Annotated in this window: 12 protein-coding genes; 11 read left to right on the forward strand and 1 reads right to left on the reverse strand. The window is 48.5% G+C overall.

Going from position 1 to position 19,904, the window contains the following annotated elements; all coding sequences use genetic code 11:
* Positions 1-63: 63 nt before the first annotated feature.
* The 7 genes from FSB84_RS03325 (at position 64) to FSB84_RS03355 (ending at position 14,542) form a co-directional block, all read left to right on the forward strand.
* The gene (locus tag FSB84_RS03325) at positions 64-1,260 is read left to right on the forward strand and encodes a glycosyltransferase family 2 protein (RefSeq protein ID WP_192909896.1); all 1,197 of its coding nucleotides are present in this window, start codon (positions 64-66) and stop codon (positions 1,258-1,260) included.
* A 423-nt stretch (positions 1,261-1,683) separates the two neighbouring features.
* Entirely contained in the window at positions 1,684-2,085 is a 402-nt protein-coding gene (locus tag FSB84_RS03330) for a response regulator (protein WP_130542911.1), read from the forward strand.
* A 47-nt stretch (positions 2,086-2,132) separates the two neighbouring features.
* Complete coding sequence (locus FSB84_RS03335; protein ID WP_225979970.1) at positions 2,133-3,305, forward strand: sugar transferase; 1,173 nt, start codon at positions 2,133-2,135, stop codon at positions 3,303-3,305.
* A gap of 94 nt (positions 3,306-3,399) precedes the next feature.
* Positions 3,400-4,308 (forward strand): glycosyltransferase family 2 protein, encoded by a 909-nt coding sequence (locus FSB84_RS03340; RefSeq protein ID WP_130542910.1) that lies wholly within the window; start codon positions 3,400-3,402, stop codon positions 4,306-4,308.
* Between the two features lies 1 nt (position 4,309).
* Positions 4,310-5,518, forward strand: a complete 1,209-nt coding sequence (locus FSB84_RS03345) for a glycosyltransferase (protein WP_130542909.1) — start codon at positions 4,310-4,312, stop codon at positions 5,516-5,518.
* A gap of 307 nt (positions 5,519-5,825) precedes the next feature.
* Positions 5,826-10,913, forward strand: coding sequence for a PKD domain-containing protein (locus tag FSB84_RS03350; protein ID WP_130542908.1), 5,088 nt, complete (start codon positions 5,826-5,828; stop codon positions 10,911-10,913).
* A gap of 731 nt (positions 10,914-11,644) precedes the next feature.
* On the forward strand, positions 11,645-14,542 hold the full coding sequence (locus FSB84_RS03355; protein WP_130542907.1) for a PKD domain-containing protein: 2,898 nt from the start codon (positions 11,645-11,647) through the stop codon (positions 14,540-14,542).
* A gap of 133 nt (positions 14,543-14,675) precedes the next feature.
* Here FSB84_RS03355 and FSB84_RS03360 read toward each other — a convergent pair whose 3' ends face one another.
* Positions 14,676-15,839, reverse strand: coding sequence for a hypothetical protein (locus FSB84_RS03360; RefSeq protein WP_130542906.1), 1,164 nt, complete (start codon positions 15,837-15,839; stop codon positions 14,676-14,678).
* A 294-nt stretch (positions 15,840-16,133) separates the two neighbouring features.
* Between FSB84_RS03360 and atpD the strand changes: the two genes are divergently transcribed.
* The 4 genes from atpD (at position 16,134) to dnaJ (ending at position 19,896) form a co-directional block, all read left to right on the forward strand.
* Positions 16,134-17,633, forward strand: coding sequence for a F0F1 ATP synthase subunit beta (gene atpD / locus FSB84_RS03365; RefSeq protein WP_130542905.1), 1,500 nt, complete (start codon positions 16,134-16,136; stop codon positions 17,631-17,633).
* A gap of 24 nt (positions 17,634-17,657) precedes the next feature.
* Complete coding sequence (gene atpC / locus FSB84_RS03370; RefSeq protein WP_127131918.1) at positions 17,658-17,918, forward strand: ATP synthase F1 subunit epsilon; 261 nt, start codon at positions 17,658-17,660, stop codon at positions 17,916-17,918.
* A 269-nt stretch (positions 17,919-18,187) separates the two neighbouring features.
* Positions 18,188-18,724 (forward strand): nucleotide exchange factor GrpE, encoded by a 537-nt coding sequence (locus FSB84_RS03375; RefSeq protein ID WP_130542904.1) that lies wholly within the window; start codon positions 18,188-18,190, stop codon positions 18,722-18,724.
* A gap of 17 nt (positions 18,725-18,741) precedes the next feature.
* On the forward strand, positions 18,742-19,896 hold the full coding sequence (gene dnaJ, locus FSB84_RS03380) for a molecular chaperone DnaJ (RefSeq protein ID WP_130542903.1): 1,155 nt from the start codon (positions 18,742-18,744) through the stop codon (positions 19,894-19,896).
* Positions 19,897-19,904 lie beyond the last annotated feature (8 nt).

The raw sequence follows: 19,904 nt of genomic DNA on the forward strand, positions 1-19,904 counted from the left end.
CAGATTCATCTCTAAGCATCCATTCTGTACCAATTCATATCATGTGAAGGGCTATTCTTAACTATGATCCTGACAATTATCAATTTTATTTTCTGGTTCAGCATTGCGCTTATTTTCTATAGCTATGTGGGCTACGGCATCCTGGTCTGGATACTGGTCCGCATAAAAAAACTGTGGAAAAAACCTGCTCCCCTGTTTACAGATGAGGACTCGCTGCCACATGTTGCACTGGTGGTGGCTGCTTACAATGAGCAGGATTTCATAGAGAGGAAAATCGCTAACTCGTTGGAGTTAGATTATCCGGAACATAAGCTGGAACTGGTTTTCATCACGGATGGCTCCAACGACCTAACGCCAGATATTATACGAAAATACAATAAGATACAGTTGTTGCATCAACCGGAACGGCGTGGAAAAGTGGCTGCTATGAACCGTGCAATCCACCAGGTGAAAGCTCCCATTGTTGTGTTCTGCGATGCCAATACCCTGCTTAATAAAGAATGCATCCGCAATATCGTGCGGCATTATGCTGACCCCAAAGTAGGTGGAGTAGCCGGGGAAAAACGCATCTGGCAAAATACCGCAGACGCTGCTGCTGCTGCAGGGGAAGGACTGTACTGGAAATATGAAGGTGTGTTGAAAAAGCTGGACTCCGACCTCTACACCACCGTTGGAGCGGCTGGCGAACTGTTCTCCGTACGTCGTGAACTGTTCGAATCCGCGCCTGAGGGCACCATCATCGAAGACTTTGTGCAATCGCTGAAACTCTGTGTGAACGGGTATGTGCTGCGATACGAGCCCGATGCCTACGCAGCTGAAGCTCCTTCTGCATCCATTAAGGAAGAGATGAAAAGAAAGGTAAGGATCTGCGCCGGTGCATTCCAGGCGATGGTGCTGTTGAAAGACCTGTTCAATGTTTTCAAATATCCCGTAGTGTCTTTTCAATTCATTTCACACCGGATCCTGCGCTGGACGCTCTGTCCCATTGCCCTGATCACGTTGCTGATCAGTAATATTCTTATAGTTGTGATGGCACCTTCTCCATTTTTTACCCTGGTATTGATTTTGCAGGGGGCGTTCTACGTTACAGGAATCACGGGGTGGATATTCGCTTCAAGGAATATCAGATTGAAGGCTGTGTATGTTCCGTTCTATTTTCTTTTCATGAATATATCTGTGTTTATCGGGTTCAATCGTTTTATCCGCAATAAACAAACGGTATTGTGGGAAAAGGCCGCCAGGAGCCAATCCCACGCTTGATAATTATCAAATTCAATATACCACCAAAAGGGTATTTTTCATGTCAGGGTAAATATTGATTTTTGCTGGCGAATCGAAATATAATAATAGTTGATGCTTGGTTTATTGATTTTAGTTGTTACTTTTACCTCCGAAATGTAACCTCCCACCTGGTTCACTATCCTTTGGAGAGCAAGCTAATGAAGCTAATGCCAATTGAACGAAGCTTATACTCACTACCACGAATCCATTGAAATTCCTCACAGCTGATCGTCCGATCGGTTAATCCACATACCATCCTTAAAGCCATACCTTTTGAAGTACGGCTCTGCGCCTGTTCAGATATAACAACAGTAGTTTCCCAATACCTCTGTAAGCCGATTATCGTCCAAGCTTATGCCTTTTGAAAAATTGCGATTTTTTCAAACTTAATTTTTTCTGTTAATGAAAAATTTAATACTCGCAATTGACGACAGCAAGGCAATACGTTTTTTATTGCAAACTGTACTCGGAAAACATTACCAGGTTGTGACTGCACCAGACGGATGTTCTGCTATGTATTGGTTATCCAAAAGAAACCTTCCAGGCCTGATCATTCTCGACGCACAGCTTCCAGATATGCAAGATTGGGAAATGGTAGAACAATTATCCACGAGTGGTATTTACAAAGACATTCCCATGATTGTGCTTTCATCGCTTGACAAAGAGAAAGTAAAAGCCCAGTGTGAACAATACGGAGTTTCCGCATATTTCACAAAGCCCTTTAATCCCGTTGACCTGATGGACGTAGCGAATCGATTGCTTAATGGCCAAAAGACCCCTGCACGCGTTGCGCATGCAGAATAAGTATTGAGTAAGAAAATCAGGAAAAACTTAACCTTCAACCTTACTTTATGGAACTGACATTTTTACCCGGGGAAAAGACAGCAAGGAGGATTTACAAGCACTATTCCATTAATTCCAGCATTGCTGCCGAACAACCAACAGCCAGCAACACCAACAACAAGCTGGAGTTTTTTTACATAGGAAAGAAAGCGGCCAACATCGACAGTCTGATCCGGACATTCGAAAGCGGTTATGCTGCCGAATCGGTGAGCAATGCACGTTCCATGCTCAAACGACTGCTTCATCATTCCAAAAATATTTTCATTCCGGATGTGATCATCCTGGAAATTTCAGCGTCTACTGATTTCCGTGAACTGCAGCAATTCCTCGCCACTGACAGCCTCCTCAAAGGAGTGCCCGTTATTGCCGAAGTAAGCGGCCTCACTGAAGAAGTGATCAAACGCGCCAAGGAATGCCCCTTCATTGATGAGATCCTCGTACTGAACGAACAGAACAGGAGCTCTCTCATCCGCAAGATCGGCTTCCTCAAAAAAGTGAAACAGCAATTCCTCCTGGACAAAAGCTTTTCACTGGAAATGTCTTTACACGATCATAAAGACAGGCCCACTGTTATCAAAAGAAGTTTCGACATCATCGTTTCTTCTACCATCCTGCTGACTGTAAGCCCATTGCTGCTCCTGATCATGGCTGCCATCAGACTGGAATCCAGAGGCCCCATCTTCTATATTTCCAAAAGAGCAGGCCGCGGATACAAGATCTTCGATTTCTTTAAATTCCGCACCATGGAAGTTGGCGCCGACAAAAAAGTTGCCGCCATGAGCCATCTCAACCAGTACGATGCAGCACAGGAAGGTCCCGTATTCTTCAAAGTGGACAATGATCCACGTATCACACGCATCGGGAACCTCCTTCGCAAAACCAGCCTGGATGAACTTCCCCAGCTGCTCAATGTACTGAAAGGCGATATGAGCCTGGTAGGCAACAGACCCTTACCCTTATACGAAGCCGCTTCCCTCACAACCGATGAGTGGGCCAAAAGATTCATGGCGCCCGCGGGTATCACCGGCCTCTGGCAGGTGAAGAAAAGAGGTAAGAAAGATATGTCAGTGTCTGAAAGGATCGCGCTGGATTGTGATTACGCAGAACGCTACAGCTTCCTGTACGATATGTGGATCATGGCCAACACGCCCGCAGCATTGATGCAAAGTTCAAATGCGTAGCATTGCTTTATAGAGTGTAGCGGGGTCATGTACCCCGCTACTGCATTCTCAGGGTTCCATCCCTGCACCGAAACCCCACAAAAAGAAAGCTGATATGTCAACAGGGCAAGAGCCTTTCGTATCCATCATCACACTCAACTATAACCAGACCGCCGTTACCTGCGACTTCCTGGAATCGGCTAAGCGTTTGCGTTATTCCAACTACGAGATCCTCGTGTGTGATATGGATTCCGATGTTGACCCAACCGAACAGATCCTCGCTGGCAATTATCCCAATACCAGGCTCCTGCTCAGAAAAGAGAACCTTGGCTTCGCCGGTGGCAACAACTGGGGCATGAGACAGGCAGGAGGCGATTACTTCTTCATCGTGAACAATGATACAGAAATGACGCCTGACCTTATCCACCAGTTGCTCCAACCCTTTCAACAGGATGAATCCATCGGCGTTACCTGCCCCCGCATCATGTACTTCGACCAACCTAACGTTATACAATATGCGGGATTCAATCCCATGGGCAAACTCACCGGGCGCACCAGCAGTGTAGGCATCTGGGAAGAAGATAGAGGACAGTATAACCAATCCCGCCCCACCCATGGCGCTCACGGTTGTGCCATGATGGTGAAAAGGGAACTGACCGAACGCGTAGGCATGTTCCCCGAAAAATTCTTTCTCTACTACGAAGAATGGGACTGGAGCGCACGCATCCTCAAAGCAGGATACAAAATATGGTACACAGCTGATGCAAAGATCTATCACAAGGAATCGCTCAGCGTTGGAAAGGCCAACCCCATGAAAGTGTATTACCACACGCGCAACCGTATCCTTTACATGCGCCGGAATGCAGGCCCGTTGCAACTCCTGGCATTCAGCGCTTTCTTTGCATTCTTTACCTTACCCAAAAGCGTGATCGGGTTTGCCATCAAAAAACAATTCACGCACCTGAAATATTTTTTGAAAGGGGCCGTTTGGAACCTGTATTCATCCAGTTACTCTAAAACTTAGCATGTTACTCACGCTACTCCATATCGTTTTTGGGATACTTTTCGTGTATCTCGCCATCAATACCCTCTACTTCTTCACAGCAGCAGTGGCCGGCAAATTGTACCGTTCCCCGAAATATCTGCCGCATCCCGATAAGAAGAAGATCGCGGTGCTGATCCCTACTTATAAGGAAGACCATATCATCATCAATACCGTGAAGAAGGCGCTTGAACATGATTACCCTGCCGACCGCTTCACAATCTTTGTAGCGGCAGACCAGCTGCAGCCGGAAACCATTGCAGAACTGCTTACTTACCGCATCTGTCTAAAGGAAGTGCAATTCGAGATGAGCAGCAAGGCCCGCTCCCTCAATGCGCTGCTGAACCATGTTCCGGAGAATGAATACGAGATCGCTATCATCATCGATGCAGACAACATTATGATGCCCGGCACCCTGGAAAAGGTGAATGCCGCTTTCCACAAGGGTTTCAGGGCAGTACAGTGCCATCGCATTGCCAAAAACCGCAATACACCTGTAGCCGTGCTGGACGCCATGAGCGAAGAGATCAACAACCATATCTTCCGCCGCGGCCAACGGGCACTCGGCTTCAGCAGCAATACCATCGGATCCGGCATGGCCTTCGAGTTCAGCAAGCTCAAAGCCATCTACAATAAACCAGGCATCCTGGGCAATCCCGCCTGCGACCGTGAAGTGGATTTTGAAACGATGAAGGCAGATATCTGCATCGAATTCATCGATGATGCATATGTATTGGATGAGAAAGTGAGCAGCAAAGCGGTTTTTGAAAGACAACGCACGCGCTGGCTGGAATCGCAGATCATTCACCTGCGACTTTTCTTTGACAAAAATCAAGGACATCTCCCCAAGACAAAGGATTACTGGAATAAGCTTTTTGCCAACTTCGCACCTCCCCGACTGGTCTTCCTGATCAGTTACTGCTTCTTCTTTTTTCTCTTCCTGGTGGAGCTGATCAGTGGTACGCAATTCCTATTTCCACCCTATATCTGGTGGGCCGGATTGACCGCTTTATATTTTTTGACATTTGTCATATCCATTCCCGGGAACTTTTATTCCTGGAAAACACTGCGGGCTTTACTGCATATTCCACTATTGATGTGGAGTATTGTACGTGCAATTTTCCGCATGAAAGTGAGCAGAAAAGAGTTCCTTCATACCCCCAAAGCATATACGCAGGAATCGAACCATTAGCCCTGCAACTCAGGCGCATCAAGTGTTTCGTCAATATTAATTTTTTCCACATTAGGCATAGTTTATACCCACAGGTGTGAAATGGCCCTGGTTTTGCTGTTTCTTTGCAAGCTTACTACACCCACGCTCACCTCTGTACACTAGAAGAACTACGATTGATTTTTGTCAAATTCACCTGTCAAAAAACCGTGGCTCTGATGTATCGTATCATCGTATTATTTCGTTACTTGGTAAGGTTATTGTGTATGGATTGCCATGCAATTCCCTTTTCAAATCCATTATATCCTAATACCGAAAAATCACCTCTATGAAGAACTCTACACTGATGCGTAGGAAGCTGCTGTTGTTCCTTTCTCTCTTCATGTTTTTCCTTTCTGGTATTTCACAACAAAAGCAAAATTGGATTACTGCTAAAAACGGTAAGGAGATTGGCTTTTACGAATATGTTCCCACGAACTATTCCGCCAATCCTTCACTGAAGTATCCCGTTATCATCTTCCTGCATGGGCATGGAGAACGGGGCAATGGCCGGTCTGATCTGAAAAATGTTTTGTTGAGCGGCACGCCTCCGCGGTTGATTGCCGATGGAAATCCGATGACATTCACCTGGAATGGCAAAACGGAATCCTTCATAGTGATCAGCCCTCAGTTGAATTCAGAGTTCGGCTGGTGGCAGAACTGGTATGTGGATGAACTGCTCGCGTATGTTCAGAAGACCTATCGTGTGGATGAGAACCGCATCTTCCTCACCGGCCTGAGTATGGGCGGTGGCGGTACCTGGGCCTATGCCGGCGCTTCACTGGAGAATGCAAAAAAGTTCGCAGCCATCGGTGTTTCCTGTGGCGCCTGCACCAATATCGATCGCTGTAACCTCGCCAATGCCAATCTTCCTGTATGGGCATTCCATGCAAAAGACGATAAAAGCCCCGCTCCATTCAGTTGTACTGCCGGCACCATCGATGCTATCAATGCCTGCAAACCCGCCGTGGCACCATATTTCACAGCATGGGAAACCGGCGACCACTGGATATGGGGCCGCGTATATGATCCCGGACACAACGAGCAGGATCCCAACTTATACGAATGGTTCCTGGGACAAAATAAAAGTCTCCCTGTCAACAAACGCCCGGTGATCAATGCACCGGATGTTACCACCACCTCTTCCATTGCATCTGCCGTACTGGATGCTTCCAAATCAACAGACGCCGATGGAAAGATCGTCCGTTATTCATGGAGAAGAATATCCGGCCCGGGCGGAGGCACACTCAGTGCCGGCTTCTCGCTGGACGGGAAGATCACTGTCAACAGCCTGGTGGTTGAAGGCACCTATGTATATGAAGTGAAAGTGATCGATGATCGTGCCGACTGGACTGTAAAGAATATCACCGTGAATGTGGTGGCCGGCGCTCCCGGTACCAAGAAACCCATTGCAGATGCCGGTTCTGAGTTCACCGTTTTCTATCCCGCCACCAGCACACAACTCAATGGCAAAGGATCTTACGACCCAGATGGCACCATCACCAAATGGGCATGGAGCCAGGTGAGCGGCCCTACCACAGCGGGTTTCACCAATGGCGCCACTTCCACGCCAACTGTAACCAACCTTGCATTGGGCACTTATGTTTTCAAACTCATCGTTACCGATAATAATAATCTTACTGCGGAAGCACAGGTAACTGTAAAAGTGAGCCCGTCGAATGTATTGCCCGTTGCCAAAGCAGGGGCAGACATTCGTATCACTTTACCCAACAGCACCGCCACACTCGATGCCAGGGACTCTTATGATCCGGATGGCGAGATCAAAGCCTATGAATGGAGTTACGTGAGCGGTCCGTCACAATATAATATTGCCAGTGCAACAGCCATGACCACTACAGTGAGCGGACTTGTTGAAGGCACTTATGAATTCAAGCTGCGCGTTTGGGACAACTGGTACAATTCCACCAATGATACTGTGAAAGTGATCGTGAGCAAGGATCCCGCACCAGTGAACAATCCACCCGTGGCCAGCGCAGGTCCTGACCGCGAGATCACATTGCCCGTCAATTCCGCTTCACTCGATGGCAGCGCCACCCGCGACCCTGATAATAATATTACAAAGTATGAATGGACAAAGGTCAATGGTCCGGCTTCGCACAATTTCGCAACGGGTTCTTCCATTTCAACCATTGTGAATGATCTTACGGAAGGCACCTACGAATTCAAACTCACTGTTACAGATGCCGGTGGACTTAGTTCTTCAGACAATGTGGTGGTACGCGTGAACCCCAGACCCAATCAGGCTCCTGCAGCCAATGCCGGTCCTGACCGCGAGATCACTCTGCCAACACAAACAGCTTTGCTGGATGGTAGTTCCTCCAGCGATCCCGATAATAATATTTCGTCTTACGAATGGGTAAAGATCAGCGGCCCAAACGCACACACTTTCGCCAATGCTGCAGCAGCTTCCACCAATGTGAATGATCTCACGGAAGGCACTTACGAGTTTCAACTCACCGTAAAAGATGCAGCAGGCCTCAGCTCCTCAGATATCGTGGTGGTAAAAGTGAATGCCAAACCAATATATGCGCCCGTTGCCAATGCAGGCCCAGACCAGGAGATCACATTGCCTGTATCTGCTGTCCGTCTCGATGGCAGTGGCTCTACAGATGCAGATAATAATATTAAAACTTACAAATGGATCCAGGTAAGTGGTCCTGCTTCTCCAACCATTGTTAATGACGCAGCAGCCCAAACGGATGTAAAAGATCTCACTCAGGGCACCTACGAGTTCAGACTCACTGTTACGGATGCTGACGGACTGAGCTCTTCTGCTATCGTGACCGTGAAAGTGAATCCCAAACTAAATCAGTCTCCAGTGGCCAATGCCGGTGCCGACCGCAATATCACATTGCCTGCATCCGCCACCACACTGGATGGTAGCGCCTCTTCCGATCCAGATAATAATATTAAGACTTTTGCATGGTCATGGGTAAGCGGCCCTTCCACTTATCATATCGATAATCCTGCAAGCGCAAGCACTGACCTGAGCGGTCTCGTGGAAGGCAGTTATGTTTTCAAACTCACTGTTACTGATGAAGACGGACTGAGCTCCAGCGATGAGGTAAGAGTGATCGTTAATCCCGTACTGACGCCCGATAATCAGGCGCCCACAGCAGATGCAGGCAGTGATCAAAACATCACATTGCCCGCCGCCACCACACTGAATGGAAGTGGCAGTAAAGATGATGATGGCAGTATCGCCAGCTGGCTATGGGAATGGGTGAACGGACCATCGACCTACAATATCGTGAATAAGAATGCGGCCAGCACTACCCTCAATGGGCTCGTTGCTGGCACATATACATTCAGACTAACGGTTACCGACAATGGAGGTCTTACAGCTTCGGATGTGGTAACGATTGTGGTGAACCCCGATCCCAATCAGGCTCCGGTGGCCAATGCTGGCAATGATATTTCCATCACTTTGCCCACCAATTCAACAACACTCGACGGCAGCGCTTCTACCGATCCGGAAGGAAAAACGCTGACCTGGCTCTGGGAATGGGTTAATGGTCCTGCTACCTATACTATCGCCAATAAGAACACGGTCAGCACTTCGCTTACCGGTCTTATTGTTGGTACTTATACATTCAAGCTCACTGTTACCGATATTGGCGGACTGAAATCTGTGGATGAAATAAAAGTAGTGGTGAATCCCGATCCCAACAAACCACCGGTTGCCAATGCCGGAACCGATGTTACCATTACCCTGCCTGTTCAAACGGCCAGCCTGGATGGAAGTTTGTCTTCCGATCCTGAAGGCAAAACGCTCACTTATCTCTGGTCTTACGTGAGTGGTCCCAACTCCTATTCGTTTACAAGTACCAATACTGCAAAGACCACTTTGAATGGACTGGTGGAAGGAACCTATGAATTCAGACTGCTTGTGAAAGATCCCGGTGGATTGAGTTCAAGCGATATCGTGAAAGTGATCGTTAAACCTGTGCCTCCCAATCAACTGCCCATTGCCAATGCCGGCGCGGATTTCAGCGTTACCTTACCCAACCCTGCAATCCAGTTGAATGGCGGTTCATCAACCGATAACGATGGTACCATCACTGCCTGGAAGTGGAATCTCATCAAAGGGCCCAATGTGGCAACCATCACAAACAGCACCACCAAGCTGGCTACAGTAACCGGTGTGATTGCAGGTACATATCAGTTTGAACTGGTGGTCACTGATAACAGGGCTGGTATCGATAAGGACACAGTGAACGTGATTGTGAACAATCCGCCGAACCAGGCGCCAACTGCCAATGCCGGAACAGACATCACAATCACCCTGCCTGTTTCCACTACAACCCTCAATGGAAGCGGCTCAACCGATCCTGAGAACAAACCGCTCGCTTATCTCTGGACTTATGTGAGTGGTCCTACGCCATATTCTTTCGCTACGCCAGCTGCTGCAAAAACAGTGGTGAACGGATTGGCAGAAGGAACATACCAGTTCCAGCTGCAGGTGACCGATGAAGGCGGCCTCATTTCAAAAGACATTGTAAAAGTAACAGTGAAGCAGGCTGTGAATAAATTACCGCTCGCCAATGCAGGTACAGACTTCACGGTAACGCTGCCTGCACCTTTGATACAACTCAATGGCAGCGCATCTTCCGACCAGGACGGCGAGATCACTACCTGGAAATGGAGCCGCATCAGCGGGCCCGGAACCGTTACCATCAACAATGCACAAACCAAGGTGGCCAATGTTCTTGGTGCATTAGTTGGTGTGCATGCCTTTGAGCTGGTTGTTACAGACAACAGGGGAGGTATCGACAAAGACACCGTGAAGGTTACAGTGATCAATGCACCCAACAAAGCTCCTGTGGCAATGGCTGGCAAGGACACTACCATTGCAGTGCCTGCCAATACAGCGATACTCGATGGTACAGCTTCCTTTGATCCTGATGGCGTGATCACTTCGGCCAGATGGATCCAGATCGAAGGGCCGGGGGAAGCGATTCTTTCAACACCCGGCAGCGTTGCCACTACCGTTTCCGGCCTGACAACCGGCGTGTATCTGTTTGAGCTGGTGGTAACAGATAATAAGGGAGCAACAGGTAAAGACACTATCAAAGTGGCTGTGGTAAACAATTTCAAGTATACAGAAGAACTGGCGCTCTACCCTAACCCAACCAGGGGGCAGATGAAGATCCGTTGTATCAGCGATACTGAAGGAGATGCCATCGCCTCCATTATAGACATGAACGGGCATGTGGTGAAGAGTTTCCTGATACCGAGGTCCCAGTCTGTAGTGATCCAGGAAGTATCCGTTGTTTACCTGGCGCCGGGCGTATATTATTTACACCTGAATCTTGCCAATAAGAAGAAGATGGTTAGTAAATTTGTGAAGCAATAGACGAAACAGTTTAAAAGCGCTCCGGAACAGCTATCTTGCAGGAGCATTGAAATAGAGATCACCCGCCGGGAGGCGAGCGATTGGTATCACTCGATAAATGTGAAGGATTTACTCAGCAGTGCCACCAGTCGCTCTCCTTTTTCGCGGGTGATTTTTTGATTTAAGACAAATAGTGAAGCGCGTCAAAAATCAACTACATTGTCTGCAAAGTTTTGTTTCTAATTTTTTACTGCGAACAATTGCACTACACGAATGCTTTCTTGCCTACCAATTATGCCTGATTTTTTGTTGTCTTCGCAAACCCTTGCCTGTACTGACTTTTACGATTCGAAAAAAAACTTTTTTTGCTAACACGTTCGCTTACTTGCATTCAGGGCGTTTACTTGTAATAACTGCATGCTGTTTTACTCAACCGTGGTAAAAATGTTGCTGAGCTTACACATCTTGGTATAGTAATTGCGCACTTTTGAGACTGAAAATCTTTCCCTATTTAAGCCCGGTTAGTCCGAACAGTAAAAGTCGTTTTAGCTCCCGCCTTGAAGTGCCTTGGGGATGATGTGACCTTTATAAGAAACCGGTTTTGCCCATACTCCTTATCTATTCGAATTTTTACAGGTCTGCAAAGCGATAGCATGAAATGCTTGAAAGCATTGCTGCTATTGACTATGATCATTGCAAAATGATCGTACCAGGAAACTATTTTTTTTTACGGGAAACACTTTTAATTTTCTATGAGAAACTTTTTACTCTGTCTGCTGGGCATCCTGATTACGATGTCCGCTGCAGCACAACACGAGCCCAAGGGTATCACAGCGAAGAATGGCGAGTACATTGGGTTCTACCAATTCTTACCTCCTGATTACAACAAGGACACCAAGACGCACCCACTGATCATCTTCCTCCATGGTGCGGGAGAAAAAGGTGATGGCACCACACAACTCAAGAATGCCTGCTGGAACGGGCTTCCACGCGAGATCGACGAAGGCAGCACCATGACCTTCACCTGGAATGGCAAAACCGAATCCTTCATTGTGCTCACGCCGCAGCTGAATTCAAAATACGGCTGGTGGCAGAACTGGTATGTAGATGATCTGATCGATTACGCTACCAAAAACCTTCGCATCGATCCAAACCGCATTATCCTTACAGGATTGAGCATGGGCGGCGGTGGCACCTGGCAATACGCAGGTACATCACTCGCCAACGCCAAAAAGCTCGCTGCCATCGGCATTTCCTGCGGCGCCTGTACCAATGCCACCTGGTCTAACATGACCAATGCAAACCTCCCCATCTGGGCTTTCCACGCGGAAGATGACAAGAGCTCTGCTCCTGCTACCTGTACCAAGGGTGCTATCCAGTCGATCAACGCCCTCAATCCTGCCGTGAAGCCCTACTTCACACTCTGGCCAAACGGAGATCACTGGATCTGGACACGCGTGTACAATACCAAATATGAATACAACAATCCCAATATTTACGAATGGTTCCTGGCGCAGAACAAGAGCCTGCCCGTGAACGTTCGTCCCGTTGCCAATGCAGGCGGCAATCAATCCATCACTACCGGCACTGCCCAGGTAACCCTCAATGCAGGAGCTTCCACCGATAAGGATGGCAAGCTGCTCCGCTTCATCTGGAGTAAAGTATCAGGGCCATCCTTCGGCACTATCAGTACGCCAGTTTCTACCAATGGTGTTACTACTGTTACCAACCTCACACAGGCTGGTACTTATGTATATGAAGTGAAAGTGGTGGATGATCGTGCAGACTGGACCACCGCGCAGGTAACCATCACCGTTACAGACGGCCCTGCCGGCGGTAACCAAAATCCTGTTGCGCGTGCCGGAAACGATATCACCATCAAGGCTCCGGCCAACAGCATTACACTCAACGGCTCCACTTCTTCCGATCCCGATGGCAGCATCACTGCTTACAACTGGACTAAAGTTAGTGGCCCCGCAGCCGGTACTATCGCAGCACCCAACAGCGCATCCACTGCTGTGAGCGGTCTTACTGAAGGCATATATGTATTCAGACTGAAAGTGACCGATAATAAAGGAGCTACCGCTACAGATGATATTACTGTAACAGTGAGCAAGGCAGACGACAAGCCAACAGCCTGGATCGTTGATGCCGGTGCAGACAGGACCATCACGCTGCCCGCCAACAGTGCAACGCTGGACGGATCCAACTCCAGTGATCCTGCCGGACCATTGCAGCAGTTTGAATGGGTGAAGATCAGCGGACCTGCACAATTCACGATCGCCAACAGCAAAGTGCAATCCACCACTGTGAGCAATCTTGCTGCAGGAACATACGGATTCAAATTCACTGCCTGGAGCAATTCATGGCAACCGAAATCAGATACAGTCTATATTACTGTGAAAGACGCACCGGTAACATCTCCTGATAAACCCGTGGTTGCAAACGCTGGTGCCGACGTCACTATTACCCTGCCAACCAACAGCACCACGCTGAACGGATCTGCCTCCGTGAATCCAACGGGCAACGTGATCAAGCAGTACCAATGGAGAAAGCTTACAGGTCCTACGCAGTACACCATTGCCAATCCAAAGGCTGCTGTTACTGCCGTGAACAACCTGGCGGCAGGTAGCTATACCTTTGAACTGATGGTGTGGAACCACAACTGGGAACCACGTGCAGACACGGTGAAGGTTACGGTGAACCAGGGTAGCGGTGGCAATCCGGGCACTGGTGATGTAGTGAAAGCCAATGCAGGCGCAGATATTACCATTGCAACACCAGCCAGCACGGCTACGTTGAATGGCTCTGCCTCTTCAGATCCGGCCGGTGTGATCAAGGAATACAAATGGAGAAAGATCAGCGGACCTGCTTCTTCCACCATCGTTAACCCTGCTGCTCCTGTTACATCGGTAACCGGACTTACTGCCGGCGTTTATGCATTCGAGTTAATGGTATGGGGCCATAACTGGGTGCCACGTGCAGATACAGTACAGGTGATCGTAAGATCTTCCACCGGTAATACAGGTGATGCAAAAGCAGGCCTGGCCAATGCCGGTCCGGATATCGCTATCACACTGCCGGCCAACAGCGCATCACTGAACGGATCTGCCTCCAAAGACCCGCTGGGTCAGATCAGGGAATACAAATGGAGAAAGATCAGTGGACCTTCACAATTCTCCATCGGCAATCCTGCTGCTGTGATCACGCCCATCTCCAATCTGGTGGAAGGCATCTACAGCTTCGAGCTGATGGTATGGGGCAAGGACTGGGTTCCCCGCGCAGATACAGTACTGGTGATCGTTTCATCTGTTGCAAAAACTGCTGTGCAATCTGTGAACACAGAAACACAATTGATGGCAGTTGCTGCTGAAGTGAAAGAAACCGGCGCCACCGCTGATAAACTGAAAGTATATCCGAATCCTGCTGTGAGCATGATCAATGTGGAAACTACCAGCAAAGAGAGCGGCAACGCGCAGCTGAAGATCTACAATTCCAGCGGCAGTCTGATCCGCAGGATCAGCTTCCAGCAACAACAATCTGTTCAGGTACAACAGGTACCAGTAAGCGACCTGAAGCCAGGCGTGTACAATGTGGAAATCCTGATCAATAATAAAACCACTTTGGTGAGCAGATTTATAAAACAATAAGTATCTTTCCGCATATCCTGTAAAAGATCACGAGGGTGCACCCGATAAGGCTGCACCCTTTCTTTATGCCCGCTGTTTTCTGTAAATGATAAAGCCCGCTACCGGCGGGCCTTTCAGAGGAATATCGAATCAGCTATGATAAGATGGGATGCGGCTTGAACTCCCTCGTCTGATCAAACAGATAACGGTAAGTGGTAAGCGTTCTGCTGGGCCAGGTCTCTCCCATTCTTTTGGCAACGTTGATCATCTTGGGATTGAAGTCGCCAATCCATTGCATTTCGTAATGTTCATACTCATATTGTTTCAGCAGGATACCTGCTTCGATGATCATGTAGGCATCCAGTCCCAGGCCCTGGTATTCCGGGATCACGCCGAAAACCAGTCCCACCATTTTCCTGCTCGGCTTGTTCTTCATCAGCCATAGCAATTTGAGTTTGTGCCACCAGTTGAATTGTCCATTCAGGAATTTGAACCATTGGTTGAGATCGGGCAGGTTGATGAAGATCGAAACCGGTTGATCATTATGATAAACGAACCAGGCGATCTTTTCATCCAATACCGGTTTCATGGTTTCGAAGAGACGCAGCACTTGTTGCGGCGTCAATTCTTTTTGCCCTTCATGACCGGCCCATGCCTTGTTATAGACGATGGAAAAATCGGCTGCATATTTTTCCAGCTGGCTCTTGTTGATGGTGACCATCTTGTAGCTGGGATCATTGGCAATTGCTGCATGCCGGTTCCAGAGCTTCTTGTGAAAGGGGCCATGGATCGACATTCCGAAGCAGAGCTGATTATAAAAAGGTCGAAAGCCGTAATTCTCGAAGAGCTCCCTGTAATAAGGCTGATTATAGTTCATGCAGTAGAGCGGCTCGTTGAAGCCTTTCACAACCAGGCCCCACCAGCGATCGCGCTCGCCGAAATTGATAGGTCCGTCCATCGCTTCCATTCCGCGCTGCAGCAGCCAGTGACGGCTCACATCGAAAAGCATATCTGCTGCCTGCTGGTTGTTGATGCAATCGAAAAAGCCTATACCGCCAACAGGACCTTCATCTTCTTTATTATGATACTTCCTGTTTACAAATGCAGCGATACGTCCGATCAGTTTGCCTTCATCGTTCTGAAGCACCCATCTGGCCACTTCGCCAAAGCCAAACGCTTTGTTCCGCTTCGGATCAAACACTTCCTCCACATCCTTGTCCAGGGGACGTATATAACTGGGATCATTTTTATTGATCTCTACGTTCACCTGGATAAATGCGGATGCCGTTGCAGAATCTTTAACTTCTATGAGTTGCATCGAACTTTATTATACGATAGTTACCAATTTACAAGGGTACAAAAAAATTGATAAGCGCAAACTACTTTTCTGATCATTAACCAACCGAACCTTTTGTGAATCCGGCACATATGGGTGAAAACGGGTGTCGGGCAGCCTTTTTATGCAGCCAGTACACATTATACAATATGTTCATACTATGATAATTAGGTATTTCCTTCCGAATCCCACATTATTTCCCGTTTCTTATTTCATAATTCTCTTCACAGCCCTTACCTTTGCGGCCAAATTAAAACGCTCTCTTAAACATCTTATATGGCAAACGTTGGAAAGATCAAGCAGATCATCGGCGCGGTAGTGGATGTGCAGTTTGATGGAAAACTCCCTGAAATCTATAACGCACTTGAACTGAAAAAACAAAATGGTGAAATCCTGGTACTGGAAGCTCAGCAGCACCTCGGTGAGGACAGCGTACGCTGTATCGCTATGGACGGTACTGAGGGTCTGGTTCGCGGACTGGAAGTAGTAGACACCGGCGCGGCTATCACTATGCCTTCCGGCGAGGCTATCAAAGGCCGTCTTTTCAACGTAACCGGAGATCCTATCGACGGATTGCCAGCCGTATCCAAACAAGGTGGCCGCCCCATTCACGCTAAACCACCTGCGTTTGAGAACCTCTCTACCGCTACGGAAGTTCTCTTCACTGGTATCAAAGTGATCGACCTGATCGAGCCTTATGCAAAAGGTGGTAAGATCGGTCTCTTCGGTGGTGCCGGTGTAGGTAAAACCGTATTGATCCAGGAGCTGATCAACAACATCGCCAAAGCCTACTCCGGTGTATCCGTGTTTGCAGGTGTAGGTGAAAGAACACGTGAGGGTAATGACCTGATGCGTGAGATGATCGAAGCAGGTATCATGAAATACGGCGAAGAGTTCAAACACTCCATGGAAAATGGTGGTTGGGACCTGAGCAAGGTAGACATGAAAGAACTGGCTGACTCAAAAGCAACCTTCGTATTCGGACAGATGAACGAGCCCCCAGGTGCGCGTGCACGTGTGGCCCTCTCTGGTCTGACTATCGCAGAATACTATCGTGATGGAGATGGACAAGGCAAAGGCCGTGACATCCTCTTCTTCGTAGACAATATCTTCCGTTTCACTCAGGCCGGTTCTGAAGTATCAGCCCTCCTCGGTCGTATGCCTTCAGCGGTAGGTTACCAACCTACACTCGCAACCGAAATGGGTCTGATGCAAGAGCGCATCACTTCTACCAAGAACGGTTCAATCACTTCCGTACAGGCGGTTTACGTACCTGCGGATGACTTGACTGACCCCGCTCCTGCTACCACCTTCGCCCACCTGGATGCAACAACTGTATTGAGCCGTAAGATCGCTGACCTTGGTATCTACCCTGCGGTTGACCCGCTGGATTCCACCAGCCGTATCCTTACCGTTCAGATCGTTGGTGAAGCTCACTACAATTGCGCTGACCGCGTAAAACTGATCCTCCAGCGCTATAAAGAACTGCAGGATATTATCGCGATCCTCGGTCTGGATGAATTGAGCGACGAAGACAAACAAACCGTATCACGCGCCCGTAAAGTACAGCGTTTCCTGTCTCAGCCTTTCCACGTGGCCGAGCAGTTCACTGGTCTGAAAGGTGTACTCGTTCCCATCGAAGAAACCATCCGTGGTTTCAATATGATCATGGACGGTGAAGTAGACGAATATCCTGAAGCAGCCTTCAACCTCGTAGGTACCATCGATGATGCTATCGAAAAAGGTAAAAAACTGCTGGCTCAGGCTCACGGATAATTTGTCACAACATTTTAATCAATTATGAACTTAGAGATATTAACACCGGAACGCAAACTCTTCAGCGGAGATGTTTATGGCGTGCAACTGCCCGGCATCAGCGGATTGTTTGAAGTGCTCGATAAACACGCTCCCCTCGTTTCTGCTCTCAAGGCAGGAAAGATGAAGGTGCTGAAAGACAAATCCAATCACGTTGTCTTTTATGATATCCAGGGCGGTTTTGTGGAAGTACTCAACAACAAAGTGACTGTTCTGGTGGAAGGCGCTGAAGAATCAGCCAAATAAGCAAGATACCGGTTCATCCCGGTTCAGACAGATATTGGGAAACCCTCGCTAAGCGGGGGTTTTTCTTTGCAGAAAGATGGTCAGAAAATCAGCAGAATTAAAGACAATTTGGCCTGATCACGGCACTGGCAAAGTAATTGCCCAACTTAGGTTTGCCGATAAAATCGCGTATTTTTACCGTTTCGGCGCAGGAGCAACTGGCAGAGCCGCAATTCCTTGCGCCGGTCGGCCATTTTTACAGCATAAAGGCATTTTAAAACAGGAAAGCTATGACAGAAAAAGATCCGATTTTGGACGATAACGGCCAGGATGCCAGCATTCCCGACTTCAACACAGAAGACACCAATGAAGGCACTTCAGAAGTTGAAAAACTGCAGCAGGAAGTAGGTGAATTGAAAGACAAGTACATCCGCCAGGCAGCCGAATTCGACAATTTCAGAAGAAGGACCTCCAGGGAAAAACTTGAACTGATCCAAACAGCCGGCAAAGATGTGATCGTGTCGCTCCTTGATGTACTTGATGACTGCGACCGGGCTGAGAAAACACTGGAGACGCAGGAAGACAATCCCGCTATCCGTGAAGGCGTACAACTGGTATTTGCCAAATTACGCAGTACACTTGCTGCAAAGGGCCTTAAACCTATGCAGACCATCGGAACCGAATTTAACCCCGAATTCCACGAAGCCATAACTGAAATCCCCGCCCCCACTCCTGAACTCGCAGGAAAAGTGGTGGACGAAGTGACCAGGGGCTATTACCTGAATGATAAGATCATCCGGTTTGCAAAAGTGGTTGTAGGAAAATAATACCCCATTGGTTTTCTATGAAAAGAGACTATTACGAAATACTGGGCGTATCCAAAGGGGCCTCCCAGGATGAGATCAAGAAGGCCTACCGGAAAGTGGCCATGCAATTTCACCCTGACCGGAACCCCGGCGATAAAGCCGCTGAGGAAAAGTTCAAGGAAGCCGCTGAAGCCTACGAAGTCCTGAGCGATCAGGATAAGCGTTCCCAGTACGACCGCTTTGGTCATGCCGGCGTGAACGGCAATGGACGCGGATTCGGTGGCGGCCAGAACATGGACGATATCTTCAGTCAGTTCGGCGATATTTTCGGCGACGATATTTTCGGGAATTTCTTCGGCGGCGGTGGCGGCGGAAGAAGAGGCGGCCAGCGTCAGCGCGGCGTTCGAGGCAGCAATCTCCGCATCAAGCTCAAGCTCACTTACGAAGAGATCGCCAAAGGTGTGAACAAGCAGATCAAAGTAAAGAAATACGTTGTCTGCAGCACCTGTAGCGGTTCCGGAGCCAAAGACAAGAACAGTACCCAAACCTGCGGCACCTGCGGCGGAAGCGGCCAGGTTCGCAAGGTTACCAATACCTTCCTCGGACAGATGCAGACCGTGACCACCTGCCCTACCTGTAACGGTGAAGGACATGTGATCACCGCCAAATGCGGAAGCTGTAAAGGTGAAGGAAGGGTGTACGGCGAAGAAACAGTCAGCATCGATATCCCTGCAGGCGTTATGGAAGGCATGCAGCTCAGCGTTGGTGGCAAAGGCAATGCCGGCGAACGCGGCGGCCCTCCCGGCGATCTGATCATCCTCATCGAAGAGGAACAACACAAGGAACTGCACCGCGATGGTCTCAATGTAGCTTACGAGCTTCATATCTCCTTCCCGGACGCCGCATTCGGCACCAACGTGGAAGTGCCCACCATCGATGGACGCGCCAAGATCAAGATCCCTGCCGGCACTCAGAGCGGCAAGATCTTCCGCCTCAAAGGCAAAGGATTCCCCGCTGTGAACAGCTACGAAAAAGGCGACCAGCTCATCTATGTGAATGTGTGGACACCACAACACCTCACATCAGAAGAAAAAGCAATGCTGGAGAAGTTGAGTCAATCACCCAATTTCCAGCCACAGCCGGATAAGACCGATAAGAATTTCTTTGATAAAGTAAGAGAGATGTTCTCCTGATAAGAGTA

Source organism: Pseudobacter ginsenosidimutans (genome assembly GCF_007970185.1).
Taxonomy (GTDB): Bacteria; Bacteroidota; Bacteroidia; order Chitinophagales; family Chitinophagaceae; genus Pseudobacter; species Pseudobacter ginsenosidimutans.